Annotated in this window: 17 protein-coding genes, 1 tRNA gene and 1 pseudogene; 4 read left to right on the plus strand and 15 right to left on the minus strand. The window is 71.7% G+C overall.

Annotation, left to right across the window (positions count from 1 at the left end):
- Positions 1–56 precede the first annotated feature (56 nt).
- The 12 genes from prmC to ACZ52C_RS05290 form a co-directional block, all read right to left on the minus strand.
- Positions 57–902 carry a peptide chain release factor N(5)-glutamine methyltransferase gene (prmC, locus tag ACZ52C_RS05235; protein ID WP_045558937.1) on the minus strand — a complete coding sequence of 282 codons (846 nt, stop codon included), beginning with the start codon at positions 900–902 and terminating at the stop codon, positions 57–59.
- 39 nt (positions 903–941) lie between these two features.
- Positions 942–2,018, minus strand: a complete 1,077-nt coding sequence (prfA, locus tag ACZ52C_RS05240) for a peptide chain release factor 1 (RefSeq protein ID WP_045558938.1) — start codon at positions 2,016–2,018, stop codon at positions 942–944.
- A gap of 134 nt (positions 2,019–2,152) precedes the next feature.
- Positions 2,153–2,374 (minus strand): 50S ribosomal protein L31, encoded by a 222-nt coding sequence (rpmE, locus tag ACZ52C_RS05245; protein WP_028804216.1) that lies wholly within the window; start codon positions 2,372–2,374, stop codon positions 2,153–2,155.
- A gap of 377 nt (positions 2,375–2,751) precedes the next feature.
- A complete protein-coding gene (locus tag ACZ52C_RS05250) occupies positions 2,752–3,894 on the minus strand; it encodes an LCP family protein (protein WP_469073495.1) in 1,143 nt (380 codons plus the stop codon).
- A gap of 221 nt (positions 3,895–4,115) precedes the next feature.
- Complete coding sequence (locus ACZ52C_RS05255) at positions 4,116–5,822, minus strand: trypsin-like serine protease (RefSeq protein WP_469074145.1); 1,707 nt, start codon at positions 5,820–5,822, stop codon at positions 4,116–4,118.
- 208 nt (positions 5,823–6,030) lie between these two features.
- Positions 6,031–8,067: a transcription termination factor Rho gene (gene rho, locus ACZ52C_RS05260; protein WP_469073496.1), complete on the minus strand. Its 2,037-nt coding sequence runs from the start codon at positions 8,065–8,067 to the stop codon at positions 6,031–6,033.
- A gap of 407 nt (positions 8,068–8,474) precedes the next feature.
- Positions 8,475–9,428 (minus strand): homoserine kinase, encoded by a 954-nt coding sequence (gene thrB / locus ACZ52C_RS05265; protein WP_469073497.1) that lies wholly within the window; start codon positions 9,426–9,428, stop codon positions 8,475–8,477.
- Between the two features lie 335 nt (positions 9,429–9,763).
- Positions 9,764–10,822 carry a threonine synthase gene (gene thrC, locus ACZ52C_RS05270; protein WP_469073498.1) on the minus strand — a complete coding sequence of 353 codons (1,059 nt, stop codon included), beginning with the start codon at positions 10,820–10,822 and terminating at the stop codon, positions 9,764–9,766.
- Positions 10,823–10,828: 6 nt separating this feature from the next.
- Positions 10,829–12,121, minus strand: a complete 1,293-nt coding sequence (locus ACZ52C_RS05275) for a homoserine dehydrogenase (RefSeq protein ID WP_033526526.1) — start codon at positions 12,119–12,121, stop codon at positions 10,829–10,831.
- A 165-nt stretch (positions 12,122–12,286) separates the two neighbouring features.
- A complete protein-coding gene (gene lysA / locus ACZ52C_RS05280) occupies positions 12,287–13,678 on the minus strand; it encodes a diaminopimelate decarboxylase (protein ID WP_045558944.1) in 1,392 nt (463 codons plus the stop codon).
- A gap of 178 nt (positions 13,679–13,856) precedes the next feature.
- Complete coding sequence (gene nrtL, locus ACZ52C_RS05285; RefSeq protein ID WP_469073499.1) at positions 13,857–15,086, minus strand: ArgS-related anticodon-binding protein NrtL; 1,230 nt, start codon at positions 15,084–15,086, stop codon at positions 13,857–13,859.
- A gap of 203 nt (positions 15,087–15,289) precedes the next feature.
- Positions 15,290–15,850 (minus strand): response regulator, encoded by a 561-nt coding sequence (locus tag ACZ52C_RS05290; RefSeq protein WP_469073500.1) that lies wholly within the window; start codon positions 15,848–15,850, stop codon positions 15,290–15,292.
- 173 nt (positions 15,851–16,023) lie between these two features.
- On the opposite strand from ACZ52C_RS05290, the gene ACZ52C_RS05295 reads away from it, so the two are divergent.
- Positions 16,024–16,095, plus strand: a tRNA-Arg gene (locus tag ACZ52C_RS05295).
- A gap of 333 nt (positions 16,096–16,428) precedes the next feature.
- On the opposite strand, the gene ACZ52C_RS05300 is transcribed toward ACZ52C_RS05295, so the two are convergent.
- Positions 16,429–16,788, minus strand: coding sequence for a hypothetical protein (locus tag ACZ52C_RS05300; RefSeq protein WP_060886715.1), 360 nt, complete (start codon positions 16,786–16,788; stop codon positions 16,429–16,431).
- A gap of 363 nt (positions 16,789–17,151) precedes the next feature.
- Positions 17,152–20,196, minus strand: coding sequence for an ATP-binding SpoIIE family protein phosphatase (locus tag ACZ52C_RS05305; protein ID WP_469073501.1), 3,045 nt, complete (start codon positions 20,194–20,196; stop codon positions 17,152–17,154).
- 477 nt (positions 20,197–20,673) lie between these two features.
- Here ACZ52C_RS05305 and ACZ52C_RS05310 point away from each other — a divergent pair, with 477 nt between their 5' ends.
- Together ACZ52C_RS05310 and ACZ52C_RS05315 are read left to right on the plus strand one after the other, a co-directional pair.
- Complete coding sequence (locus tag ACZ52C_RS05310) at positions 20,674–21,990, plus strand: lysylphosphatidylglycerol synthase transmembrane domain-containing protein (RefSeq protein WP_469073502.1); 1,317 nt, start codon at positions 20,674–20,676, stop codon at positions 21,988–21,990.
- Positions 21,991–22,333: 343 nt separating this feature from the next.
- Positions 22,334–23,599: a beta-ketoacyl-[acyl-carrier-protein] synthase family protein gene (locus ACZ52C_RS05315; protein WP_469073503.1), complete on the plus strand. Its 1,266-nt coding sequence runs from the start codon at positions 22,334–22,336 to the stop codon at positions 23,597–23,599.
- Positions 23,600–24,036: 437 nt separating this feature from the next.
- Here ACZ52C_RS05315 and ku read toward each other — a convergent pair whose 3' ends face one another.
- Positions 24,037–25,092 (minus strand): non-homologous end joining protein Ku, encoded by a 1,056-nt coding sequence (gene ku, locus ACZ52C_RS05320; RefSeq protein ID WP_469073504.1) that lies wholly within the window; start codon positions 25,090–25,092, stop codon positions 24,037–24,039.
- A gap of 189 nt (positions 25,093–25,281) precedes the next feature.
- Between ku and ACZ52C_RS05325 the strand changes: the two are divergent.
- Positions 25,282–25,522, plus strand: a pseudogene (locus ACZ52C_RS05325) (VOC family protein).
- Positions 25,523–25,604 lie beyond the last annotated feature (82 nt).

Here is a 25,604-nt window from a genome sequence, read left to right on the forward strand (position 1 = left end):
TTAGCGGGCCTCCTCGTACACGTACTGCTGGGGGGTTGTCGTCGGGCGCGTGCTCATCAGGGCAGCGCCTTGCGGGCGGTCGCGAACCGCGGCCGGTTGTTGAGGTCCGGGTGGTCGGCCGCGTCGGCCCAGCCCCGCTCCTCGGTGAAGATCCACGGCACCTGGCCGCCCTGGGTGTCGGCGTGCTCGATGACGACGACACCGCCCGGGCGCAGGAGCCGGTGTGCGGTGCGTTCCAGGCCGCGGATCAGATCCAGGCCGTCCTCGCCCGAGAACAGGGCGAGTTGGGGATCGTAGTCCCGGGCCTCGGGCGCCACGTACTCCCACTCGGTGAGCGGGATGTACGGCGGGTTGGAGACGACCAGGTCGACCTGGCCGTCGAGGTCGCGGAAGGCGTCCAGGGCGTTGCCCTGGCGCAGGTCGACGCGGGAGCCCGCCATGTTCTTGCGGGTCCACGTCAGGGCGTCCTCGGACAGCTCCACGGCGTGCACGCGCGAGCGCGGCACCTCCTGGGCGAGGGCGAGGGCGATGGCACCGGAGCCGGTGCACAGGTCGACGATGAGCGGCTCGACGACGTCCATCGCGCGGACGGCGTCTATGGCCCACCCGACCACCGACTCGGTCTCGGGCCGGGGCACGAACACCCCGGGCCCGACCTGAAGTTCGAGGTAGCGGAAGTAGGCGCGCCCGGTGATGTGCTGGAGCGGCTCGCGCTGCTCGCGCCGGGCGATGACCTCCCAGTACCGGGCGTCGAAGTCGGAGTCCTTGACGGTGTGCAGCTCGCCCCGCTTGACGCCGTGCACGAACGCGGCGAGCTCCTCCGCGTCGTTGCGCGGCGAGGGCACGCCGGCGTCGGCCAGACGCTGGGTGGCCTGGGCCACTTCCGCGAGCAGCAGGTTCACGCAAGTCCTCCGTCGTACTTCTTCGTGCTCGTACGTGCCTTACGCGGCCGCCAGCTTCGCGGCCGAGTCCGCGTCGACGCAGGCCTGGATCACCGCGTCGAGTTCACCGTCCAGGACCTGGTCCAGGTTGTAGGCCTTGAAGCCGACGCGGTGGTCCGAGATGCGGTTCTCCGGGAAGTTGTACGTACGGATCTTCTCGGAGCGGTCGACGGTACGGACCTGGCTGCGGCGGGCGTCGGCGGCTTCCCGCTCCGCCTCCTCCTGAGCCGCGGCGAGCAGCCTGGAGCGCAGGATACGCATCGCCTGCTCCTTGTTCTGCAGCTGGCTCTTCTCGTTCTGGCAGGAGGCGACGACTCCGGTGGGAAGGTGCGTGATGCGCACGGCGGAGTCGGTGGTGTTGACGGACTGGCCGCCGGGCCCGGAGGAGCGGTAGACGTCGATCCGCAGGTCGTTCATGTTGATCTCGACGTCGACCTCCTCGGCCTCGGGCGTGACCAGCACACCGGCGGCGGAGGTGTGGATGCGGCCCTGGGACTCGGTGGCCGGCACGCGCTGGACGCGGTGCACGCCGCCCTCGTACTTCAGCCGGGCCCAGACGCCCTGGCCGGGCTCGGTGGCGCCCTGGCCGCCCTTGGTCTTCACGGCGACCTGGACGTCCTTGTAGCCGCCCAGCTCGGACTCGGTGGAGTCGATGATCTCGGTCTTCCAGCCGACCCGCTCGGCGTAGCGCAGGTACATGCGGAGCAGGTCCCCGGCGAACAGGGCGGACTCGTCGCCGCCGGCGCCGGCCTTGATCTCCAGGATGACGTCCTTGTCGTCGGACGGGTCCCGGGGCACGAGCAGCAGCCGCAGCTTCTCCGTCAGCTCCTCGCGCTGCTTCTCCAGCACCTTGACCTCGGCGGCGAAGTCCGGGTCGTCCGCGGCGAATTCGCGGGCCGTGTCGATGTCGTCGCCGGTCTGCTTCCAGGTGCGGTACGTGCCGACGATCGGGGTCAGCTCCGCGTAGCGCTTGTTCAGCTTGCGCGCGTTGGCCTGGTCCGCGTGGACCGACGGGTCGGCGAGCTTCTTCTCCAGGTCGGCGTGTTCCCCGACCAGTTCCTCGACCGCCTCGAACATCTCTCCGGCTCCCTGTACGACGTACGACGTTGTGAGTGGGCTGCACTCCTGGGCTGCGCAGCTGTGTGCCGCACCGCAAAGCGCCGGTCCCGACGCCCCCGGTGGGGGCGCCGCGGACCGGCGCTGGGGGCTCGCTACTTCTTGGCAGCGGCAGCCTTGCCGAAGCGGGCCTCGAAGCGGGCCACACGGCCACCGGTGTCGAGGATCTTCTGCTTGCCCGTGTAGAACGGGTGGCACTCGGAGCAGACCTCGGCACGGATGGTGCCGCTCTCGATCGTGCTGCGGGTGGTGAACGACGCGCCGCAGGTGCAGCTGACCTGCGTCTCGACGTACTCGGGGTGGATGTCGCGCTTCAAGGTGTCTCCTAGTTTCGGGAGGGCGCCGGGTCGCTGCCGCGGGATGCGAGAGCGTGAACCGGAGCCGACGTACCAGTCTGCCATTCACTGGCGTCATCTCCCAAAACCAGGGGGTGCGCAAAGGTATTCCCACAGATGCCGGCGCGCTTGCCGCCGCTCTCCCCAGGGCTGCGGGCGGCACGCCGCTGCCTCGCCCTTTCCAGCTGCGGGCAGTCGTGCCGTTGGGGCGGCACGGGTGGGCGCAGGCGGCTCCCTGTCAGCGCCGGTGAGCGCCTCCCACCCCCGGTCGGCACGCGCTATGGGGTGCCTCGTAGCCGCCGTACGCGACCGCAGGGCCGTACGGGCTGGTCGCGCAGTTCCGCGCGTCCCTTCGGGGGCTAGCCCGCGGCCACCACGCCCCCGGCGGCCCCCGTCGCCGTCCCCTTCGTCGCCGACTTCGGGATCGGCTTGTCGGCCTTGAGCGCCGCCCAGACCCGCTGGGACTTGGCCTCGTCCACCAGCACACGGTTCGGGTCGGCGGGGTCGTACTGGACCGGCATCGTGACCATGGCCATGTTCTTGGAGCCGATGCCCTTGAGCCCGTTGGCGAAGGACGCGAGGTTCTTGACGCTGTCCAGTTCGGAGTCCGTGGTGACGGCGTCGGTCGCGGACTCGGCGAGGTCGTAGATCTTCTTGGGGTTGCTGAAGATCCCGACCGACTTGACCTGCTCGATCAGTGCCTTGATGAACGCCTGCTGGAGCTGGATGCGCCCGAGGTCGGACCCGTCCCCCACCCCGTGCCGCGTCCGCACGAGCCCGAGCGCCTGCTTGCCCGTGAGCGTGTGCTCCCCGGCCTTGAGGTCCAGATGGCTGTCGGGGTCCTTGATGTCCTTCGTGGTGGTGACGGGAACCCCGCCGAGGACGTTGATCAGCTTCTCGAAGCCCGCGAAGTCGACCTCGATGTAGTGGTCCATCCGGATCCCCGTCATGGACTCCACGGTCTTCACCGCACACGCGGCACCCCCCGTGGAGTACGCGGAGTTGAACATCGCGTACGACGCCGCCGGATGCGTCTCGCCCTTCGCGTCGGTGCACTCGGGCCGCTGGACGAGGGTGTCCCGGGGGATGGAGACCACGCTGGCCCGCTTGTGGCCCTCGTAGACGTGCACGACCATCGCCGTGTCGGAGCGGGCGCTGCCGTCGTCGACACCACCGCCGAGCTTCTTGTTGCTGCCCGAGCGGGTGTCGGAGCCGAGGACCAGGATGTCCTGCGAGCCGTTGTCCACGTCGAGGGGCCGGTCGGCGCCGAGGGCCTGGTTGATGTCGACGCTCTTGATGTTGCCGTTGAGCTTGAAGTACAGGTAGCCGATTCCGGTGCCGCCCAGCACCAGGACGCCCGCGGCGGTCCAGAGGACGGCGAGCGCCGCTCTGCTGTGCCCGTCGTGGGGCTTGCGGCGGCGGCCCTTGGCCGCGCGGTGGCGTGGGCCGGTGGTGCTGGTCTTCCCCGGTATGCCGGCGTCCGGCGTGCTCTCGGCGGACATCTGCTCCTCGTTCTCTCTCCGGTCGGTTACCCCCTGCGCTCATGCCCAGGCCTGTCGGGTCGGAGGGGGCCACGACACGTGATCGGCGCCCATGGCCGCTCCGCCCGGTCAGACGGGATATGCCGGGAAAGGGTTGCACAACGAACGGTGCCCATCGCGCAAAGCACGATGGGCACCGTGTGTGACGGATGAGCCCGGCGGGACCGGGCTCACCTGGTGTTTCAGCCGAGCAGGTCGTACTGGGCGTAGCTGGTCCCGACCGAGGCGCGTGTGCTGAAGATCTCGCTCGTGGCCTTGCCGGTGCCCTTGTAGAGGTACAGCGTGCCGGCCGGCGTACGGGCCAGCAGGTCCGCCCGGCCGTCGCCGCTCACGTCACCGGGAGTGATGAGCGTGTTGTACGCGCTCCAGTCCGAACGGACCTTGATCCGGGTGGCGAAGGCGCCCGTGCCGGACTTGCCGGCGCCCTTGTAGAGGTAGACGTCCGAGCCGGTCTTGGTGCGCGCGATCAGGTCGACCTTGCCGTCGCCGGTGAAGTCGCCGTGACCGAGGACCGCGTTGTACGTGTTCCAGCCCGTGCCGACCTTGACGCGGGTCGAGAACGTCCCGTCGCCCTTGCCCGGGTAGATCCACAGGGCGCCCGCCGAGTCGACCGAGAGCAGGTCGGGCAGGGCGTCGCCGGTGACGTCGCCGGGCGTGACGATCCGGGTGCGGGTCGCCCAGTTGTCGAAGATCTGCGTGGTCGTCCAGGTGTTGGACGAGGGCACGAACCGCCGCCAGAAGACGTCACCGTCGGAGGAGCGGCGCAGGACGAAGTCCTGGTAGCCGTCCCGGTTCAGGTCGGTCTGCTGGACCAGGTTGTAGCCCTTCCAGCTGCCCTCGGCGGTCAGGGCCGCCCGGTCGCCGAGCGCGGAGCCCGTGGAGGCGCGGACGTAGCCCGTGCCGGTCTCCTTGTTGCGCAGGAAGACGTCGGCCTTGCCGTCCCGGGTGATGGCGGCATCGTCGACCCGCGGCTGGGTCGCGCCGACGTAGGTGCTGACCTTGGCGAAGACCGGGTAGGCACCCTCGTACACACAGTCCTCGACGCCCCACGAGACGACGCCGACGACCTTGCCGCCGACCACGAGCGGGCCACCGGAGTCACCGTTGCAGGTGGCGGTGGTCGTGGCGTCGGTGCCGCCGGACGGCTTGCCCGCGCAGACCATGTGCCCCTTGACGAAGTAGGGGCTCCAGGTGTTCGCGCAGGTCGTGTCGCTGACGATCGGCAGCGTGGCCGTCTTCAGCGTCTGCGAGATGTCCTGGGTCTTGGAGCTGGTACGGCCCCAGCCGTAGGCCTTGGCGCTGGTGCCCGCCGCGTACGAGGCCGTGTCACCGGACGTCGTCATCTTGATCGGCGTGGCCTTGACGGGCTTGGACAGCGTGAGGACCGCGACGTCGTTGTCGATCGCCTCCTCGTCCCACGAGGAGTGGTTCCACTGGCGCGAGACCTTGCTGGGGGCGCCGCCGTGGTAGTCGAGGTGGTCGAAGCTGCCGTCGTCCTTGTAGACGGAGGTGGGCAGCTGGTCGGTGCCGGTGACGACCTCGCCGTACTTGACCCAGTTGTAGTGGTTCTTGTCCACGCAGTGCGCCGCGGTGAGGATCTTCGTCGGCGAGACGACCGTGCCGCCGCAGAAGAAGCCGAGGTCCTGCGTCTCGTCGTAGTACCAGAGCTGCGCCATCCACGGCGCCGAGGCGATGCTCGTCTCCGAGCCGCCGATGATCTGGGCCGACGGCTTCAGGCCGCTGTCGCTGTCGGTGTCCGTGCTCTCGGTCGAGGACGGCTCCCGCGTCATGGCAGCGGTGTCGTCCGCCGCCATCGCCTTGGCGATCCGTACATCCGCCTCGCTCGGTGTCGAGGTGGTGTCGGCGCCGGCCGCGCCCGCGGACGACATCAGCAGCGTCCCGGCTATCGCGGCGGCTATGGCTCCGGACAAAGGTCTAGCCACTCAATTCCCCCCTGGGAGTGCAATGGTTGAGCATGCTTGATCAGAACGTGAAGAACCTGATCGTGGAAGACCGTGATCGTACACGTGTCGCATACAGAAAACTGGGGCCACCCTCACAAAGAGGGTGGCCCCAGCGTTTTCAGAGGTACGAGACCTAGTCGCCGTTACCGGGCATCGGCGTCGTCTTCTGGATCTGCAGCAGGAACTCGCCGTTCGACTTCGTCTGCTTCATCTTGTCGAGGAGCAGCTCGATCGCCTGCTGGGAGTCGAGCGCGTGCAGCACCCGGCGCAGCTTCCAGGTGATGGCGAGCTCGTCGCTGCCGAGCAGGATCTCTTCCTTACGGGTGCCGGACGCGTCCACGTCCACCGCCGGGAAGATGCGCTTGTCGGCGAGCTTGCGGTCGAGCTTGAGCTCGGCGTTGCCGGTGCCCTTGAACTCCTCGAAGATGACCTCGTCCATGCGGGACCCGGTGTCCACCAGGGCGGTGGCGAGGATGGTCAGCGAGCCGCCGTCCTCGATGTTGCGGGCCGCACCGAAGAAGCGCTTCGGCGGGTACAGGGCGGTCGAGTCGACACCACCGGACAGGATGCGGCCGGAGGCCGGCGCCGCCAGGTTGTAGGCACGGCCCAGACGCGTGATCGAGTCGAGCAGCACGACGACGTCGTGGCCCAGCTCGACGAGGCGCTTGGCGCGCTCGATGGCGAGTTCGGCGACCGTGGTGTGGTCCTCGGCCGGGCGGTCGAAGGTCGAGGAGATGACCTCGCCCTTCACCGACCGCTGCATGTCGGTGACCTCTTCCGGACGCTCGTCGACGAGGACGACCATCAGGTGGCACTCGGGGTTGTTGTGCGTGATCGCGTTGGCGATGGCCTGCATGATCATGGTCTTGCCGGTCTTCGGCGGGGCCACGATCAGACCGCGCTGGCCCTTACCGATCGGCGCGACGAGGTCGATGATGCGGGTGGTGAGGATGCCCGGGTCCGTCTCCAGACGGAGGCGGTCCTGCGGGTAGAGCGGGGTCAGCTTGTTGAACTCGGGGCGCCCGCGGCCGGAGTCGGGGGCCATGCCGTTGGTCGAGTCCAGGCGGACCAGCGCGTTGAACTTCTCGCGGCGCTCGCCGTCCTTGGGCTGCCGGACCGCGCCGGTGACGTGGTCGCCCTTGCGCAGGCCGTTCTTGCGGACCTGGGCGAGGGAGACGTAGACGTCGTTCGGGCCGGGCAGGTAGCCCGAGGTGCGGATGAACGCGTAGTTGTCGAGGATGTCCAGGATGCCCGCGACGGGGATCAGGACGTCGTCGTCGGCGAGCTGCGGCTCGGGGGCGCCGATCTCGTCACGGCCGCGACGGCCACGACGGTCGCGGTAGCGGCCGCGACGGCCACGGCGTCCGCCGTCGAAGTCGTCGTCGTCCTGCGGGCCGTTGTCACGCTGGCGGTCCTGGCGGCCGCCGCCCTGCTGCTGGCCCTGCTGCTGGCCGCGGTCGCGCTGCGGCTGGCCGCCGCCCTGCTGCTGCTCGTCGCCCTTGCCGCGGCGGCCGCGGTCGCCGCGCTCACCGCGGTCCCCACGCTCGCCCCGGTCACGGCCACGCTCGCGGCGGCCCTGACGGCCCTCGCCGCCCTGGTCACCGGCGTCGGCCTTGGTCTCGACCGGCGCGGCCGGGGTCTCGGCCTTCGGCTCGCTCTTCGCCTCGGCGGCGACCGTCTCGGGGCTGCCCGCGTCGGCGGTGGCCCGACGCCGACGGCGCTCGGTGGGCGCCTCGTCGCCGCCGGCCGGCTGGCCGGGGATCTCGATCTGCTGCTGGGCCACGGCCTTCTCGGCGGGCGCAGCGGCCTTCTTGGCGGTGGCCTTCTCGGCGGTGGCCTTCTCGGCCGGGGCGGCGTCGTCGCCCGTACGCGCCTTCGAGGTGGCGCGGCGCTTCGGCTTGGTCTCGGTGGCGACCTCGGCCTTCGCCGGGGCACCCCCGCCCGCCTGCGCCTCCTTGATGACCTCGATCAGCTGGCTCTTGCGCATCCGCGCGGTGCCCCTGATGCCGAGGCCGGATGCGACCTGCTGCAGCTCGGCCAGCACCATGCCTTCGAGGCCGGTGCCGCGGCGCCGCCGGGAGCCGGCACCGCTGGCAGGCGCGGCGTCCGTGGCGGGCGCGGCAGCGGTGTCCTCGACACGTGCGCCCATCAGATCGGTGGTGTCGCTCACGAAGGGTCCTTCCCTGGAGCGGACGTCGGCCTTCTGGCTCGGCGACCGTTTGTGCTGTCCGGCTTCGGTCCTGTTCGTGTGGACCGTGCCGGGGCGGTGGTCCGCCAAAGGCGGCGGAGGGGAATTTCTGGTGATTCGGCGCTTTCCGGGCCGTGGCACTGAGTGTCTGTGTCACGCGGCTCGGCGATGCGCCGGTTCCGGAGCCTGCTCGGCAGACCGCTCAGTGCCTGCGTACGGCGTACAGCTTGACGTACGAAGCACAGTGCGGCTTGGGAGACTCCCGGAAGAATGGTTGTCCCGGACGGGGACGATAAGCACCTCGCCATGGCTGGGGCAGGTGCAGACTTGAGGTTAACACTACCGGATCCAACAAACATTCCCCCTCTCGAAATCCGGCAACCGAACGCCTAGTCGTCGCCGCTGTCGGCGCCGGTCTCGGCGACGGTGGTGGTGAGCGGCAGGACGCACGCCCCGCGGGCGTCGAGGTCCAGCCGGTTGGCGGCCCATCCCGTACCGGCGAGATCGGCCACCTTGTCGGCGCTGGCCTCGTCGGCCAGGGCCAGGACCGTGGGTCCGGCGCCGGAGATGACCGCCGGGACGCCGTCGGCCCGCAGTCGCTCGACCAGGGCCGCGCTCTCCGGCATGGCGGGCGCCCGGTACTCCTGGTGCAGCCGGTCCTCGGTGGCGGGCAGCAGCAGCTCGGGGCGCCTGGTCAGGGCTTCCACGAGAAGGGCCGCCCGGCCCGCGTTGGTGGCTGCGTCGACGTGCGGGACGTTGCGCGGGAGCAGTCCGCGCGCCGTCTCCGTCAGAACCGGCTTCCCGGGGACGAAAACCACCGGAACGATGGAATCCGCGGGGTCCATCCTGATCGCCCGCGCGGCGCCGCCCTCCATCCAGGAGAGGGTGAAACCACCGAGGAGGCAGGCCGCGACGTTGTCGGGGTGGCCCTCGATCTCCGTGGCCAGTTCGAGCAGCGCGGCGTCGTCGAGGCGGTTGTCGCCGCCTATGGTCACGGCGCGGGCGGCGACGATGCCTGCGCAGATGGCGGCGGAGGAGGAGCCGAGGCCGCGGCCGTGCGGGATGCGGTTGGCGCAGACGATCTCCAGGCCCCGGGGCTGTCCGCCCAGCAGGTCGAAGGCGGTGCGCAGGGAGCGGACGAGCAGATGCCGCTCGTCGCGCGGGAGGGTCTCGCTGCCCTCCCCCGCGATGTCGACGTGCAGGCCGGAGTCGGCCACCCGGACGACCACGTCGTCGTAGAGCCCCAGCGACAGGCCCAGGGCGTCGAAGCCCGGACCGAGGTTGGCGCTGGTGGCGGGGACGCGCACCCGTACGGCGGCGGCGCGGAACGCTGGACCGGCCATCGCTCGATGACTCTCCTTGAACTGCGGGATTGACGATTGTCGAATGACATTCGATTGACGTTCGACAGGTACCTGAAACCCGGCGGCCGCTCAGGACGGCACGGCGCCGCACCCTTGCGGGGCATATGCGGCGGGCGGGTTCACCACAGCCTATCGAAGGAAGGTTCTGTGGCGACATAGGGCGCACAGGAGGCGCACGATGCGTGTCGTAAGCCCCCTGTGCACCCCCTGTCGGGTCCTGTCAGGGTTATCCCCCGAGAACCGACGTCTACGCGCGGCTCTCAGGTCTTTTCGAACGGCTGGGCGAGAGGATACGCGAGTGGCCGTGGGGGCGGTTACGCGAGCCCGAGGCGTTCGGCCGCCGTCGCCGCGTCCACCGGGACCGTGACGGGCTGCGGGGCACCCGCGACGGCCCAGTCCGGATCCTTGAGGCCGTTGCCGGTGACCGTGCAGACGATCGTCTGGCCCGGGTCGACCTTGCCGTTCTCGGCGGCCTTCAGCAGACCGGCCACGGAGGCGGCGGAGGCGGGCTCCACGAAGACACCCTCCTGAGCGGCCAACAGCCGGTAGGCGCGCAGGATCTCACGGTCCGTCACCTCGTCGATGAAGCCGCCCGACTCGTCCCGCGCGGCCAGGGCGTAGTTCCAGGACGCGGGGTTGCCGATACGGATCGCGGTGGCGATCGTCGACGGGTCCTTGACGACCTCGCCGCGCACGATCGGCGCGGAGCCGGAGGCCTGGAAGCCCCACATACGGGGCGTCCTCGCGGCGATGCCGTCGGCGGCGTACTCCTTGTAGCCCTTCCAGTAGGCCGTGATGTTGCCCGCGTTGCCCACCGGCAGGACGTGGATGTCGGGGGCGTCGCCGAGCATGTCCACGATCTCGAACGCGGCGGTCTTCTGGCCCTCGATCCGCACCGGGTTCACCGAATTGACCAGCGCCACCGGGTAGTTGTCGCTCAGTTCACGCGCGAGGGTAAGGCAGTCGTCGAAGTTGCCGTCGACCTGGAGGATCTTCGCGCCGTGCACCAGGGCCTGGCCCATCTTGCCCAGCGCGATCTTGCCCTGCGGGACGAGCACGGCCGAGACCATGCCCGCGCGGACGGCGTAGGCGGCCGCGGAGGCAGAGGTGTTGCCCGTGGAGGCACAGATGACGGCCTTCGCGCCCTCCTCCTTCGCCCGGGTGATGGCCATGGTCATCCCGCGGTCCTTGAAGGACCCGGTGGGGTTCGCGCCCTCCACCTTGAGGTGGACCTCGCAGCCCGTGCGCTCCGAGAGCACCTGCGCGGGGACGAGGGGCGTGCCGCCCTCGCGGAGCGTCACGACCGGCGTGCTGTCGGAGACGGGCAGCCGGTCCCGGTACTCCTCGATGATTCCGCGCCATTGGTGGGTCATTGCTGGTTACTCTCCTTCAACCCGCATGATGCTGGCGACACCCCGCACGGTGTCGAGGTTGCGCAGCGCCTCGACGGTCCCGGTGAGGGAGGCGTCGGAGGCGCGGTGGGTGACGACGACGAGAGAGGCCTCGCCGTCCTTGCCCTGCTGGCGAACCGTATCGATCGACACTCCGTGCTCCGCGAACACGGTCGCCACCTGGGCGAGAACACCCGGTTTGTCGGCGACGTCGAGGCTGATGTGGTAGCGCGTGACGACCTCGCCCATCGGCGAGACCGGCAGGGCGGCATAGGCGGACTCGCCGGGTCCGGTGGACCCCGCGAGCCGGTTGCGGCACACGGCCACGAGGTCCCCGAGCACGGCGGAGGCGGTGGGGGCACCGCCCGCGCCCGGTCCGTAGAACATCAGCTGACCGGCGGCGTCGGACTCCACGAACACGGCGTTGTAGGCGCCGCGCACGGAGGCGAGCGGGTGCGTCAGCGGGATCATCGCGGGGTGCACGCGCGCGGTGACGGACCCGCCGTCCGCGGCCCGCTCGCAGATGGCGAGCAGCTTGATGGTGCAGCCCATGTTCTTGGCGGAGGCGAAGTCGGCCGCCGTCACCTCGGTCATGCCCTCGCGGTACACGTCGTCGAGCCGTACCCGCGAGTGGAAGGCGATGCCGGCGAGGATCGCGGCCTTGGCGGCGGCGTCGAACCCCTCGACGTCGGCGGTCGGGTCCGCCTCCGCGTACCCGAGCGCGGTGGCCTCGTCGAGGGCCTCCTGATAACCGGCGCCGGTGGTGTCCATCTTATCGAGGATGAAGTTGGTCGTCCCGTTGACGATGCCCATCACCCGGTTGATCTTGTCGCCCGCCAGGGACTCGCGCAGCGGACGGATCAGCGGGATGGCGCCGGCGACGGCGGCCTCGTAGTAGAGGTCGGCGTCGTGGTCCCCGGCGGCGGCGTGCAGGGCGGCACCGTCCTGGGCGAGGAGGGCCTTGTTGGCGGAGACGACGGAGGCGCCGTACTCGAACGCGGTGGTGATCAGGGAACGGGCGGGCTCGATACCGCCGATGACCTCGACGACGACGTCGATGTCCCCCCGTTTGACCAGGGCCGTCGCGTCGGTGGTGACGAGCGCCGGGTCGATGCCCTCACGCACCCGTGAGGGCCGCCGGACGGCCACGCCCGCGAGCTCGACCGGGGCGCCGATGCGCGCGGCGAGGTCGTCGGCGTGCGTCGTCATGATGCGCGCCACCTCTGAGCCGACAACCCCACAGCCCAGCAGCGCCACCTTCAGCGGACGCGTACGCATCATCCGACCTCGTTTCCTCACATACCGACATACCGAACACGGTGGGACCAGTCTCACTCACCGGACGGGAGTTTCTATCCCTGGTCCGGATCGTGAGACATCTATTTCATTTTCACCGGGCCGGAAGACGGAGATCTTCCGGCCCGGGTCTTTTCCTTCGTCCGCGGATCAGCCGACGTCGAGCCGGAGAAGATCATCCTCCGTCTCGCGGCGGACGATGACCCGGGCCTCTCCATCATTGACGGCGACGACCGGCGGGCGCAGGACGTGGTTGTAATTGCTCGCCATGGAACGGCAGTACGCGCCGGTGGCCGGCACCGCGATCAGGTCACCCGGTGCCAGGTCCGCCGGCAGGAACGCGTCCTTCACCACGATGTCACCGCTCTCGCAGTGCTTGCCGACCACCCGTGCCAGCATCGGCTCGGCGTCGGAGGTCCGGGACACCAGCGCGACGCTGTACTCGGCGTCGTACAGCGCGGTCCTGATGTTGTCGGACATGCCCCCGTCCACGGAGACGTACGTCCGCAGCCCGTCCAGCGGCTTGATGGTGCCGACCTCGTAGAGCGTGAAGGCGGTCGGGCCGACGATGGCGCGCCCGGGCTCGACGGAGATCCGGGGCGCGCGCAGCCTTGCGGCCTCGCACTCCCGGTTGACGATCTCGGTGAGCGCCTTGGCGATCTCGTGCGGCTCGCGGGGGTCGTCGTCGCTGGTGTACGCGATGCCGAGCCCGCCGCCGAGGTCGATCTCGGGCAGCTCGACACCGTGCTCGTCACGGATGTCCTTGAGCAGCCCGACGACGCGGTGGGCGGCGACCTCGAACCCGGAGGTGTCGAAGATCTGCGAGCCGATGTGGCTGTGGATCCCGATGAGTTCGAGCCCGTCGAGCTTGAGCGCCCGCCGTACGGCCTCGGCGGCCTGCCCCCCGGCCAGCGGGATCCCGAACTTCTGGTCCTCGTGGGCGGTGGCGATGAACTCGTGGGTGTGCGCCTCGACGCCGACGGTGACGCGGATCTGCACCCGCTGCCGCGTACCGAGCGACTGGGCGATGTGCGCGACCCGCACGATCTCCTGGAACGAGTCGAGCACGATCCGCCCGACGCCGGCCTCGACGGCCCGGCGGATCTCCTGCTCGGACTTGTTGTTGCCGTGGAAGGCGATGCGGTCGGCGGGCATACCGGCGGAGAGCGCGGTCGCGAGTTCACCGCCGGAGCAGACGTCGAGGTTGAGCCCCTCCTCGTGCAGCCAGCGCACGATGGCGCGGGACAGGAACGCCTTGCCGGCGTAGAACACGTCGGCGTCCTGCCCGAACGCGGTGCGCCAGGCGCGCGCCCGCGCGCGGAAGTCGGCCTCGTCGACGAAGTACGCGGGCGTGCCGAACTCCTCCGCGAGCGCCTTCACATCGATCCCACCGACGCTGACGACTCCGTCGGCGGTACGGGTGACGGTCTGCGCCCACACCTTCGGGTCCAGCGTGTTCAGGTCGGCCGGCGGAGCGGAGTAGTGCCCCTCGGGAAGCACGTCGGCGTGACGGGGCCCGGCGGGGTGTGCGGAACGGCTCATGTCTGTAGGGCTTTCTGTGTGCTCTCTGGGCGATGGCGCGGGCTTGGGCGGACGGGGCGGGGCCGGGGGGCAGAGGCGGGGCGGAGGGCCCCTTCTCCCTGCTTGCTGCTTCCTGGTTGCTGCTTCCTGGTTGCTGCTTGCTGGCTGCCGCTCTGTGGCTTGGGTTCCGCGGGGTTGCTCAGAGGTATTCGGGTGCGTCGATGCCGAGCAGGGACAGGCCGCCGGCCAGCACCGTCCCGGCGGCTTCGGCAAGAGCCAGCCGGGCCCGGTGGGCGGCCGAGGGTTTCTCGTCGCCGCGCGGCAGCACCGTGTGCTGGAAAGCGAGCAGGGCGTCGGCGAGGACGACCAGGTGCCGGGCGAGACGATCGGGAGCGCGGTGCGTGGCTGCTCGGGCGAGGGCGGACGGGTATTCGGTGAGGGCGCTGACGAGGGGGGTGGTCACGTCGGGGGTGGTGACGGCGGTGGGGGGCGCGGGGGTCGCGGGGGGCGTGGTCGCAGCGTCTGGGGTGGTGACGGCGGCGGTCGGGCGAGAGGGGGGTGGGGTGTGGGGGGTGGGGGTGTATGGGGTGGGGGCATGCGGGGCGTCGGGGGTGTTCGGATCACCCGGGGCGCCGGTGAAACCGAGGGCCGCGGCGTTACGGGTGAGCGCGCGGGCTCGGGCGTGGGCGTAACGCACACGGAAGAGGGGGTTGGCTGCCCGCTGCACGAGGAGGTCCGCGGTGATCCGGGGGCGGTCGTGGGCTGCCGGATGCAGAAGGGCCCAGCGGAGGGCGTCGGGGCCGAGGGGGGTGGGGTCCTCCGGGGCGGGGACGGGGCGGAGGTCGTACGCCTCCTCGGCCCCTGCCCCTGCCCCTGCGTCTGCATCTTCGGCTGGCTCTGGGGTGACATGGGGCCGGACGTGATGGACCTCGACTCGACCGCCTTGGCTGCCGACGATTCGTACCAGCGCGTCCGCGACGACCTCGGCGCGGATGTCGTACGGGATGCGCAGCCGGACGACGTGCCCGGCGAGGGCGTCGCTGTGACCGTAAGGAAGCGGGGCGGGACCTTGACCGGGTTGGCCGGCCTGGCCGGGTCGGGTGCCGTGGTCGCGCTGGATCCGGCGGACCAGGGCGGTGACGGCGGCCCGGTCGAGGTGGATGTTGAGGAAGCCGGGACCGGTGATCTCGACGGCGGCGACGCCGTCGGTGCGGCTGAGGTGGGGTCGCAGGATCTCGGCGACCTGCAGTGGGGGCCGGCCGGCGGGCCGGGCGAGCTGCAGGGCGATGTTCGTGGCGTAGTCCCCACGTCCGCCGGGCCCAGGCGGAGTGACGACGGCGCGTGCGGGGACCGCCACGCTCAGCTCACCCTCGTCCACAGCACGACGCACCGCGCGCAGCACGGTGCGGGAGAGCTCGACGGGGGTCACGGGACAAGCGTATGGGAGGAGGGGGGTGGGTATGCGAGCCGGTTTACCTCGGGGTCCGCGATGTGGACGGCGGGGTTGGACCGGACAGGGGGCGCGGCGGGAGCGGGTGTGCCGGAGTGGGAGCGGTAGGGGGTCACCGGGACGGAGCCGTGACTCCGAGAGATCACCGAACCACGCGCCCCTCAACCCTCAACACGCGACCGTCAACCTCTGGTGCGACCGGCGCGCTCCGCACGTTCGGCGTGCTCACCCGCGTTCCCGACGCCGCCGGCCGGGGCACTGGTGGAGGCGGGGCCGGGGGTGGTGGTGACGTGGGTGCCGGCGCCGGTGGCGGAGACGCCGTTGGCGGCAGCGGCAGCGGGACCGTCAAGGCCGCCGCCCCCGTCGCGGGCACGCTCGACCAACTGCCTTACCAGGGCGACGAGTTCACTGGGCTCGAAGGGCTTGGCGAGAAACGCGTCGACACCGACGTCGAGCCCGGCTTCGACCTCGTACTGGGTACAGGCGCTGATGATGGCAAGGGGGAGACGCCGTGTCCGCGGGTCCCCGCGGAGCTGGGCGGCGGTACGGAGACCGTCGAGCCGAGGCATGACGACGTCGAGGGTGATGAGGTCGGGCCGCACCTGATGCACGACATCGAGGCACTCGGCACCATCGGCCGCGGTCACCACCTCGAAGCCCTCCAGCTCGAGATTGACCCTGATCAGCTGCCGGATGACCTTGTTGTCGTCCACAACAAGCACCCGGCCGGACGCGCCTGGCACAACTCGAGAGTAGGTGCGCGCCCACCGCCGCGTCCGGGTTTTCCCCACTTCCACCCTCTGCGGGCGGCGCCCGGCTCCTCAACCCCGCTCCCACCCCCGCAAAACCCGTTCATGATCTCCCTCGGAGAGCTGGTAGGGTTCTACCCGTCGCCGCCACACAAGGCGCCCGACACGCCCCCGTAGCTCAGGGGATAGAGCAACGGCCTCCGGAGCCGTGTGCGCAGGTTCGAATCCTGCCGGGGGCACCTTGTATGAGGTGCCCGAAGACCCCGTCACCAGCGGAAACGCTGTGGTCGGGGTCTTTGCTTATGCGCGTTTCGGGGACCGGCCGGTGATCTTCCACAGGGCATCGTTGGTGCTGTTGGGATGTTCCGTGGTCCGGGCTTCGGGTGGCCGTGTGCCTGCGTTGTTCCGTTGGTGGTCAGCGGTCGGGCTTGATGGGTTGGGCGGGGCGCCGGTGGTTGGGTGGTTGGGGTCCTTCAGGTTGGTCGGGTGTCTGTTGGTTGGTTGGTTCTGTGTCAGTTCAGCAGTAGGTCGGCAACCTTCGATGGTGTGGCTTGGTCGTCGGGTGCAATGGCTCAGGGGGAAGTGCGGCGGGCCGGTGGGGTGAAGAGGTAGAGGTCGAGGATGGGGGGCATGGGAGCTACGCCCGGGCCGCCGGAGCGGACCCAGGTGGCTATGTCCTCCGTGGCTTCGGGGTCGTTGACCAGGCCCAGCCAGACGGGGCGGGCGCCTGCGGCTCGGCCTGCTGCCGAGGGTTGGACGACGATCACGTTCGCCTGGTCGCAGGCGTCCAGGCAGGCCGAGATGCGGGTGGGGACGAGGGACTTGAGGCGGGTGGTCTGGGCCTCGTGGTCCACGCCCGGGAGTTTGGGGGTGCCGCAGCAGCAGTCCCGGCAGACCGTTACCCGGCAGGGGGCGGGTTGAGGGGGGTGCATCGTCCGGTGGCCTCGTGGGGTGCGGGGGTGGGGTGAACTGGGCTTTTGCCGACGGATTTTACTTGTTGCCGCCGCCCCGCCCCGGCGTCATGCGGATCGTCGCCTCGTAGATCAAGCGGGTGTGATGCCGCCGACGTGCCGGACTCGATGATCGGCGCCCGGTACGAGGCGAGCATCGACCCGAGGCGGGGCGAGCATCGACCCCGAGGTGCTGGTGGCCCCGACGCTGCGCCGCCCGTCGGGGCCGAACGCGATGCGCACGCTGTGGCAGATGGGCTTCGCCCGTGACGACCGGCTGGCCCGGCTGCCCGTTCCCGCGGGTGCTCGGGGCCGGCGCCGACAGGGGCGACCGGTCCTCCGCGATCACGGTCGGGGCAGGGGCTGTTCGGTCCAGATGGTCTTGCCGTCGGGGGTGTAGCGCGTGCCCCAGCGTTCGGTGAGCTGGGCCACGAGGAAGAGGCCCCGGCCGCCCTCGTCCTCGGTGCGGGCGCGGCGCAGCCGGGGTGAGGTGCCGCTGCCGTCGTAGACCTCGCAGATCAGGGCGCGGTCGCGCAGGAGGCGGAGCTGGACCGGGCCGGTGGCGTGGCGGATGGCGTTGGTGACGAGTTCGCTGGCCACCAGCTCGGTGGTGAAGGCCAGTTCGTCCATGCCCCAGGCGGCGAGCTGCCCGGTGACGGCCTCGCGGGCGCGGGAGACGACCGCCGGGTCGCTGGGCAGGTCCCACTGGGCGACCCGCTCCGGGCCCAGCGTGTTCGTGCGGGCGACGAGCAGGGCCACGTCGTCGCTGGGCCGGGCCGGGAGCAGGGCGTCGAGGACGGCCTCGCAGGTGTCCTCGGGGGCGCGGTCGGGGCGGGCCAGGACGGTACGGAGCATGTCGAGGCCGGTGTCGATGTCGCGGTGGCGGTCCTCGACCAGGCCGTCGGTGTAGAGGACCAGTTGGCTGCCCTCGGCCAGTTCGAGTTCGACCGTCTCGAAGGGCATGCCGCCGAGGCCCAGCGGCGGTCCCGAGGGCAGGTCGACGAACTCCACCGTCCCGTCGGGGGCGACCACCACCGGCAGCGGGTGCCCGGCGCGGGTGAGGGCGCAGTGTCGGGACACCGGGTCGTAGACCGCGTACAGGCAGGTCGCGCCGACGATGCCGGAGTCCTCGTGGGTGTTCTCCACCGCCCAGCCCTCGCCGCGGTCGAGGCGGCCGACGAGGTCGTCGAGGTGGGTGAGCAGTTCGTCCGGGGGCAGGTCGAGGGCGCAGAAGTTGTGGACGGCGGTGCGCAGTCGGCCCATGGTCGCGGCGGCGTGCAGGCCGTGGCCGACGACGTCGCCGACGACGAGGGCGACCCGGGCGCCGGAGAGCGGGATGACGTCGAACCAGTCGCCGCCGACGCCCGCCTGGGCGGGGAGGTAGCGGTAGGCGACGTCGACCGCGCTCTGCTCGGGGCGGCCGCGCGGCAGCAGGCTGCGTTGCAGGGCGAGGGCGGTGTTGTGCTCGCGGGTGTAGCGGCGCGCGTTGTCGATGCAGATGGCCGCGCGGCCGACCAGTTCCTGGGCCAGCGACAGGTCGTCGTCCTCGAACGGGGCGGGTTGCTCGGAGCGGTAGAAGCTGACGACGCCGAGGGTCGCGCCGCGTGCCCGCAGCGGCACGGTGATCAGGGAGTGGATGCCGGCGGCGAGGGCGCGCTCCAGCCGGGCGGGGTCCTGGGCGAGCCAGCCGCCCGCCTCCGCGAGGACGGGTTCCAGCACCGAGCGGCCGGTCTCCCAGCTGCGGGCCTGCGGGGTGGAGGGGACGTAGCGCACCGGGTCCCCGACCTCGTACAGGTGCGACTCCTCGTGCACGGCGCCGAGCGCGACCCGGCGCAGCCGGGTGCCGGATCCGAGGGGCTCCGGCTCGTCGCCGAGGAGGACGGAGACGGGCACGTCCACGGCCGCGAAGTCGGCGAACCGGGGGACGGCGACCTCGGCGAGTTCCTCCGCGGTACGGGTGACGTCGAGCGTGGTGCCGATGCGGACTCCAGCGTCGTGCAGCAGTTCGAGGCGCCGACGCGCGAGGACGGCGAGGCGGCCGACCCCGGGTTCACCGATGAGGAGCAGCCAGGCGTCGGGGGTGGAGGTTTCGGGGGGCGCGTCGGGTTCGGGCGGGGTGGGTTCGTACGGGGCGGGGTGGGGCGGTGGGGGTGTGGGGGTCGGGCGGGGGCCGGGGCGGAGGAGGACGGTCGGGGATGACGGGGTGGGGGTGGGGGCGGATCGGGGGGTGAGTGTGGAGGTGAGGGACGGCGCGGGGGGCTGGGTTCTGGTGGGGGGAGGGAGGGGCCGGGGGGCCGTCGCGGATGCGGGGCGGTGCGGGCGGGGGTGTGTCGGCGGGGCTTCGGAGGGTGGGGCCAGTTGTGTGTGGCGGATGTGGGGGCCGCCCAGGACGCGGGCCTCGACGACGACGCCGGTCTCGCCCGACTCGCTCATGATCGGGCGGCGCAGGAGGGTGGCGACGCGGTTGCCGGAGAGGGTGACCTCGTCGAGGGTGCGGTGGGGGGAGGCGATGAGTTCCTCGGCCTTCTCCCGGAGGACGGCCAGGTCGACGCGGCCGAGGGTCTCGGCGTACCGGGCCTCGCCGTCGGACGGCCAGGGGGGTCGCTCGGGTTGGCGGGGCCAGGTGGCGGTGCCCGGGGCCGCGGCGGATACGGATGCGGAAGCGGAAGCGGGACCGGATGTGCTGGGAAATGCGTCCGGGCCGGGGCCCGCGGTGGCGCGGGCGGCTCGGCGGTAGGCGGCGAGGAGGGCGCGTTCGCGTTCCGTGGCCTGTTCCAGGAGGGCGGCCTCAATGTCGTGGGCGGCGTCCTGGACGAGCCGCAGCATGGTGGGGTCGCCGTCGTCGCGCAGACAGGTGAGGTCGAGGACGGCCTCGACGCGGCCGCTGAGCGGGTTGCGGATGGGGGCGCCGGCACAGGCGAACGGGGAGAGGCAGTCGGCGAAGTGTTCCCGGCCGAGGACGAGGACGGGTTGCCGCTCGGCGAGGGCGGTGCCCACTCCGTTGGTGCCGGCGGCGGCCTCGGAGGCGCAGAAGCCGGGGGCGAAGTTCACCTCGTCGAGCCGGGTGAGGAGCCGGCGGTCGCCGCCGTGCCGCTGGACCATGCGGGCCTGTCCGTCGCAGAGCACGACGGTCATGCTGACGTGCGCGAGGGAGGCGGTGAGCCGGGTGAGCACCGGGTCGGCGGCGCGCAGAAACGGATCCTCCATGGCCAGGTCCGGCACGAAGGGGACCAGCAGCCGGTGGGGTTCCAGGCCGGCGGAACGGCAGCGCTTCCAGGAGTCGAGGACCGGGTCACGGACGTCGGAGTCGACGTGCGCGCCCGCGAGGAAACGTTCATGGGCATCGACGAGACCGCCGATGTCGTCCCAGGAGACGGACAACGGGATCACTTCCCTCACCTGCGCACGACCCGCCGCACCCCGCCACCGGACGCACCCACGGGCCGCCTGCCAGGCGCTACAACCCTAGACCTTGGGTGACGCATATCACAACGGCGGGGTGGAGTGGGGCGGGTGGGGAGGTTGGGGGTGGGCGGGGCTTGAGTGGGCGGGGCGGGACGGCTTGCGCGGGGACGGGGGCGGGTGGCTTTGCACTCGGTGGCGCAGGGGGGTGTGGGGTCCCTCCGCGGGGGACCGAGAGTGACTTGTGTCTCATGTGGGATGGGGGGTGCGGGCGGGTCTCGGCGGCGGAGTCGCTGTTCGGACGCGGTGTCGTCGTTCTCTCGGTGGCAGGAGTTCGAGGGGTGCATACCGGGGAGTCATTTGGGGTGGGAACGGTCCTGGGGTTCCCTTCGTTCTTGACTTGCCCTGCCTCCGTCGGCGCGGTCCCCCGCCGTACCGACGCGACGCGGAAGGACGACGTGCCCTTTGTTCCCGCTCCCGCTCGACGCGCCGCCCCCCTCGCGGCCCACCCCGCCTCCGGTCCCCGATCCGCTCACCCTGATACCCAGCCCGGCCCGTCCCATGGACCCGCCGGTGCCGGCCTCCCCGCCCCGCGCCCTCACGCCTGACGCGGAGCCTGCGCCGGAGCCGACGCCTGAGCCTGAGCCGACGCCGCTTCCCGGCCACATCTCGGCGCGCCCCTCCCTCGACCTCCACGACCCCGTCGCCCCCCGCGCCCCCGTCACTCCCTGCGACCCCGTCACCCCCTGCGATCCCGATCCCTCCTGTCCCACGGGTCCCCACCCGGCCCGGCTCGTGGCTCTTCTGCCCGGCAGGCTCCGGGCGCTGCTTCCCGCCCGGACGCCCGCCAACGGCCGACGGCTGCGGTTGGCGCTCACGATGCTGCCGCTGGTGATGCTCGGCATCTGGGCGGCGGTCGACTGGCGGACCGTGCACGGCGGTGCCGTACGGCTGGCGTCGGCCGATCCGCGGTGGCTGCTGGCCGGGGTGTTCTTCACCGCCCTGTGCTCGGTGGCCTCCGCGTGCGTACGGCAGGGCGCGGTGCCCGAACGGCTGCCGCCGGGCCAGTTGCTGGCGACGCAGTTCGCGGCCGGGGCGGCGGGTCACGCGTTGCCGGGCAACATCGGCGCCCACGCCGTCGTCCTGCGCTTCCTGCGGCGCCGGGGCATCCCCCTCGCCCGGGCCACGTCCTCGCTCGCCCTGTACTCGGCGGTCAAACCCGTGGCCAAGACGCTGGTGATCGTCGCCTTCGTCGTCGCCTTCCCGGGCACGCTGCGCCTGACCGAACTCCTTCCCAAGGGCGAGACGCTCGCCCTGATCGGCGCGATCACCGGCGTCAGCCTCGCCGCCGTGGTCACACTGATCACGACCGTACGGCCGTTGCGGCGTCCCCTGATCGGAGGGCTGCGGTCCGCCCTCACCGACACCCGGATCGTGCACGGCCGGCCCGTCCGCGCGCTCGCCCTGTGGGGCGGGGCCGCCGCCTTCCCGCTGTGCCAGGGGGCCGTGGTCGCGTCGGTGGGCTCCTCGCTCGGGCTGTCCGTGTCCTGGCCGCAGATGCTCTTCGCCTACCTCGTCGCCAGTACGGCCGCCGGTGCCGTGCCCGCGCCGGGCGGCCTCGGGCCGATGGACGCGGCGCTCGTCTTCACCCTGGTCGCCTTCGGCGCGCCGGCGACCCTGGCGACCACCACGGTCATCGGCTACCGCGTGCTCACCGTCTGGCTGCCCCTCCTGCCGGGCACGCTCGTCCTCTCGGCGTTGGTGCGGGCGAAGGTGCTCTGAGCGGGCGGAGCGGAGTGGCGCGCGATGCGCGCTGCGGCGCTCGGTGCGCGGGGGCGCGCTCAGTGCGCAGGAGCGCGCTCGGTGCGCGGGGGTGCTCGGTGCGCGGGGGCGCTCGGTGCGCTGCGGATCGCGAGGGGCTGCGGCGTCGCGAGGGGCTGCGGCTCATGCGGCGCTGCGGCTCATGCGGCGCTGCTGCTCATGCGGCGCTGCGGCTCATGCGGTGCTGTGCTGCCCGCTCGAGCGCGCCTGTGAGACACCCTCCCCGAGTGCGTCCTAGCAGTTGAAGCGGGAACTATCTCTGGAACAGGAGGATCGGGCGGGGCCAGCAGGTTGGGGAGGGCGCATGTCGTACTCGGTGGGGCGTCGGGTGGTCGTCACGGGGCTGGGGGCCGTCACTCCGCTCGGGGTGGGCGTGGGTGAGCTGTGGCAGGGCCTGCTGGACGGGCGTTGCGGGATACGGGAGTTGGACGGGGAGGAGTTCGCGGGGTTACCCGTGCGGGTCGCGGGGACGGTGCCGGTGGATCCCGCCGAGCTGCTGCCCCGGCCCCGGGCCCGGCGTATGAACCGGGCCGCGCGGTTCGCCGTACTGGCGGCGCGGGAGGCGTGGCGGGACGGGGGCCTCCCGCCCGGCGGTACGGCGCAGAGCGGGGTCGACGCGGGGCGGGTCGGGGTGTCCGCCGGGGCGATCCTCGGGGACGCGTCGGTGCTCGTGGCCGGCGACCGGCAGTTGCGGGACCGGGGGCCGCGCGGTGTCTCGCCGCTCACGACGCCGATGTGCGTGCCCTCGCAGGCGGCGTCGCAGATCTCGTTGGACCTCGGTATCACCGGGGAGGCGCGGACCGTCACCAGTGCGTGCGCCTCCGGGACCGAGGCGATCGGGCAGGCGGTCGACCGGATCCGGTACGGGCGGGTGGACATGGCGCTCGCGGGCGGCGCGGAGGCGGTGGTGACGCCGGCGATCATGGCGTCCTTCGCGGCGATGCGGGCGCTGTCGCGGCACGGGCTGGACGGTGGTGGGGCGAGTCCGTCGCGGCCGTTCGCGAAGGACCGGGACGGGTTCGTGAACGGGGAGGGGGCGGGGTTCCTGCTGCTGGAGGCGGAGGACCACGCCCGGGCTCGTGGGGCCCGGGTCTACTGCGAGGCCGCGGGGTGGGGGCTGTCCGCCGACGCGCACCACATGGCCGCGCCCGATCCGTCGGGGGCGGGGGTGGCGCTCGCGCTGCGGCGGGCGTTGGAGGACGCGGCGGCGTCGCCCTCGGACGTGGTCCACGTCAACGCGCATGCCACCGCCACGGTCGACGGTGACCTGGCGGAGGCGAACGCGCTGGGGGCGGTGCTGTCGGGGCGCCGGGTGCCGGTGACGGCGCTCAAGGGGCACCTCGGGCACCTTCAGGGGGCGGCCGGGGCGGTGGAGGCGCTCGCCACCGCGCTCACGCTCCATCACGGGCTCATCCCGCCGACCATCGGCTGCGCCGAGCAGGACCGCGCCATCGCGCTCGACGTCGTCACCAGCGCGCCGCGCCCGCTCCCGGCCGACGGCGACCTCGCCCTCACCAACTCCTTCGGCTTCGGCGGCCACAACGCGGTCCTGGCCCTCCGCCGCACGTAGCCCTCCGGGCGGGGCGGACACCACCGGCCACGGGGGGCGGCGGACGAGTGGCTCAGCGGCGGGAGGGCCGCCGGACAGCGAAGGGGAGCCGGCGGCAGTCCCGGCCCGTGGAGCAGCCCTCCGGCCCGGGTCCCGACGCGGGGACGGCGACGCGGGGACGGCGACGCGGGGACGGCGACGCGGGGACGGCGACGCGGGGACGGCGACGCGGGGCGTCAGAGCGAGGGGGCAGAGCGAGGGGGGCAGAGCGAGGGGGGCAGAGCGAGGGGGTCAGAGCGAGGGCCTCAGCGGAGTGCGGCAGCACAGGGGGCTCCGCTGCGAGGCCTCGGCGCGAGGCGTCGGCGTAGGAGCTGCGGCGCAGGAGCTGCGGCGCAGGCCTCGGCGGTGGGCGGATGGATGGTGGTGGCCTGTCGCGGCTCTGTTCGCTCGTCGGTCGGTCACGCCGTGCGTTTGCGGGTGGGCGTTTTCTTTGCGGGGGTTTTCTTCGCTGCGGTTTTCGCCGTGGACGACTTCGTCGATTTCGTCGCCGCCGTCTTTCTGGGCGTCTGCTTCTTCGTGGCCGCCTTCTTCGTCGGCTGGGTCGACTTGGACGTGGACTTCTTGGGTGCGGCCGTCTTCCTGCCCGTTCCGCCCGTGGACGCCGTGGACTTCTTGCCGGGCGACTGCTTGGGCGTCGGCCGGGACGCGAGGTGGGTGACGTCGGCCTCGACGTCCTCGCCCCGGGACTCCTTGGCCTCGCGCACGCTCTTCTCCAGCGCCGCCATGAGGTCGAGGACCTTGCCCTCCGCGGCCGGCATCGGAGCACTCGGCGGCTCCTCGCCGGAGGCCTTCGCCGCGATCAGTTCCTCCACCGCCTCGCGGTAGTCGTCGTGGAGGGAATCCAGGTCGACCTCGCCGAGCGTGTCCATGAGGGCGTCCGCCAGGTCGAGTTCCTTGTCGCGGACGGTGACACCCGCGTCGGGCGCGACCCCCTCGGTCGTACGGATCTCGTCCGGCCAGAGCAGACCGTGCATCGCCAGCACGTCGTCCACCACCCGGAGCATCCCCAGCCGCTCGCGCCCGCGCAGCGCGAACTTGCAGATGGCGACCTTTCCGCTGCGCTTGAGCGCCTCACGGAGGAGGGTGTACGGCTTGGCCGCGGGCACCCCGTTCGCCGCGAGGTAGTACGCGGCGTCCACCTGGAGCGGATCGACGCTCTCCGCCGGTACGAAGCCCTCGATCTCGATCGTCTTGGCCGTGGGGATGGGCAGCGACGCGAGATCCTCGTCGGTGATCGGGATCATCGTCCCGTCCGCGTCCTCGTACGCCTTGCCGATCTCCCCCTGCGTCACCTCGCGGTCCTCCAGCTCGCAGACCTTGCGGTAGCGGATGCGGCCGCCGTCCTCCAGGTGGACCTGGCGGAAGGAGACGGAGTGGCTCTCGGTCGCGTTCACCAGCTTGATCGGGATGCTGACCAGGCCGAAGGAGATGGCGCCGTTCCAGATGGATCGCACGGGGCAGCACGCACCTTTCGGGTCCCTGCTTCCGGTTTGTCCACACCGTAACGCCGACCCGCCGCCCCTGCCCGTCGACCGTCGGCACACTCCGGAGCACCCGACCACCCGGCGATCCGACCACCCGACCACCCGACCGGTCAGGATTCGAGAAGCGCCGGCGGGCGGGGCGCGCCTAGCGTGAAAGTCATGGACCTCACCATCAGCGCGAGCTTCCTCCCGCACACCGACCCGGACGCCTCCCTCGCCCTCTACCGCGACGTCCTCGGCTTCGAGGTGCGCAAGGACGGCCGACCTCGACGGCACCTTCGCCCGGCTGGAGGCGGACGGCGCGGAGATCGTCCAGGAGCCGACGGAGCAGCCGTACGGCGTCCGTGACTTCGCCGTCCGCGATGCCGCGGGCAACCTGATCCGCGTCCACGAGGTCTGAGAGCCGGGGACCGCACGACCACGCGGCAGCACCGGCTGACCCGCGGAACACGCGCCTCCGGCGCCCCCTCGCACGTACCGTA

It is taken from the genome of Streptomyces sp. NPDC034049, from assembly GCF_055575575.1.

Coding starts and splice junctions, on each gene's coding strand:
- ACZ52C_RS05275 (WP_033526526.1), bottom strand. CDS start 12,121: ATGATGCGTACGCGTCCGCTGAAGGTGGCGCTGCTGGGCTGTGGGGTT.
- ACZ52C_RS05250 (WP_469073495.1), bottom strand. CDS start 3,894: ATGTCCGCCGAGAGCACGCCGGACGCCGGCATACCGGGGAAGACCAGC.
- thrC (WP_469073498.1), bottom strand. CDS start 10,822: ATGACCCACCAATGGCGCGGAATCATCGAGGAGTACCGGGACCGGCTG.
- ACZ52C_RS05255 (WP_469074145.1), bottom strand. CDS start 5,822: ATGTCGTCCGCGGGCGCGGCCGGCGCCGACACCACCTCGACACCGAGC.
- ACZ52C_RS05300 (WP_060886715.1), bottom strand. CDS start 16,788: ATGCACCCCCCTCAACCCGCCCCCTGCCGGGTAACGGTCTGCCGGGAC.
- thrB (WP_469073497.1), bottom strand. CDS start 9,428: ATGGCCGGTCCAGCGTTCCGCGCCGCCGCCGTACGGGTGCGCGTCCCC.
- prfA (WP_045558938.1), bottom strand. CDS start 2,018: ATGTTCGAGGCGGTCGAGGAACTGGTCGGGGAACACGCCGACCTGGAG.
- ACZ52C_RS05315 (WP_469073503.1), top strand. CDS start 22,334: ATGTCGTACTCGGTGGGGCGTCGGGTGGTCGTCACGGGGCTGGGGGCC.
- lysA (WP_045558944.1), bottom strand. CDS start 13,678: ATGAGCCGTTCCGCACACCCCGCCGGGCCCCGTCACGCCGACGTGCTT.